2 pseudogenes are annotated in these 360 nt (G+C 45.6%); both read right to left on the bottom strand.

Annotated elements, in window-relative coordinates:
• A pseudogene (locus tag FH871_RS35205) lies at positions 1-182 on the bottom strand (hypothetical protein); the annotation flags it as partial.
• Positions 172-360, bottom strand: a pseudogene (locus FH871_RS35210) (hypothetical protein); the annotation flags it as partial. The pseudogenes FH871_RS35205 and FH871_RS35210, both read right to left, overlap by 11 nt.

Consider the following 360-nt stretch of genomic DNA (forward strand, 5'->3'; position numbering starts at 1 on the left):
GCTGTGAATTCTTGGACATTGTGGGGCTGGGCATCCCAGAGATTCCCTGAAATCTCCCCAGAGTCATCTTGGAAGGTCATGGCTAGGTAATCCTTGCCCGCCCGAGTCTTTCTTAGCTCGGCCTTCTTGATCAGATAGAAGCCTTCAAAAAGCTCATCTTTTTTCATTTGATTAATTTTCATGTGAGTCCTCGCCTTCTTCTACTTGAGGGATATTGAGTAAGGATTGGGTTCTAGAATCCTGATAAGCTTCAACCGTATCCAGAGTCCTAACAATGGCCTTGGTCCTAGTCGTCAAGAGGCTATCAACGGTTTTACTAGCTGTATTGAGCTGCTTTTGCGCCTTTGTCAACATGTTTCC

The organism is Larkinella sp. C7 (genome assembly GCF_006149005.1).
GTDB lineage: Bacteria > Bacteroidota > Bacteroidia > Cytophagales > Spirosomataceae > Larkinella.